Source organism: Ectothiorhodospira lacustris, from assembly GCF_022227845.1.
Taxonomy (GTDB): Bacteria; Pseudomonadota; Gammaproteobacteria; order Ectothiorhodospirales; family Ectothiorhodospiraceae; genus Ectothiorhodospira; species Ectothiorhodospira lacustris.
In genome coordinates this window covers 1-837 of the sequence record NZ_JAJNQN010000046.1, presented here as the reverse complement: position 1 = coordinate 837, position 837 = coordinate 1, and the positions used below count along the sequence as shown (strand labels likewise).

The 837-nt window shown below is 39.4% G+C and carries 1 protein-coding gene; it reads right to left on the bottom strand.

Translation table 11 applies throughout. From position 1 onward, the window contains the following. Positions 1-7: 7 nt before the first annotated feature. Complete coding sequence (locus tag LQ956_RS14870) at positions 8-808, bottom strand: DUF7946 domain-containing protein (RefSeq protein WP_238630339.1); 801 nt, start codon at positions 806-808, stop codon at positions 8-10. Between the last annotated feature and the right edge of the window lie 29 nt (positions 809-837).

The window sequence follows — 837 nt, the reverse complement described above, 5'->3', positions numbered from 1 at the left end:
CTGAATTTTAGGCATCGCTAATTCCATGCAGCTGATATCGCTTTAAAACACCATCTTGAGATGTGACACGAGTAACAATTGCGTTCAGTGGCTCGAATATTCCCCTAGCAACCTTTCCCAGATTATCGGCCATAATTTCTTTTTCGTAGTCAGTCAGGTCATTAATAGGCGAAAAGCCATGAGAAATGGAGTCAATATCTTCGATGAAACGGCCTGTTCCAGTTCTTGCATTGAATCTACTTACTGCTACTGGAATAACTTCGCTATCAGGATCTACGATTTCAGTTTCGAGATAACTTAAAGTATTTTCATCGAACTTTATAATTGGGGTTCTCCCCAACATCATTACAGTAGAGTAACCCTGATGCTTCACTGGGAGGTGCGCAGATATCAGTGCGCTTTCCAAGCGTTTATGCAGATCTTCGTTTTGCTGCATTAATGCATTTAGTTTTTTCTTTGCCTTCCTGTTTTGCAGGGCGAAAGGAATGCCAAGTAAACTGCAAAGCATATATTTTATAAGATCATAAAGTCCGTTTTTACCCAAATCAGTCATCAAAGACACAGTTTGAGTATCTGTGATAATCATCTGAATAATCTGATCGTATGAACCTATTGAGGCCCTCTGAAGAACCATCCTAAACCCCTTCGCTGCAGGTGCTTGGAGAATGATTTCTTCTTTCAGAAATGCATGGACAGAAAGGAGTAAAAACTCTGAGATTGCTGCCAATGATTTCGATCCGTAGTACATATCAAGACCGTCAAACTCTTTAGTGCCGGTGTCATATTTAATTCGAAAACTATATTCCATGTTAAATTCTCATTAGTGTGAACAATACA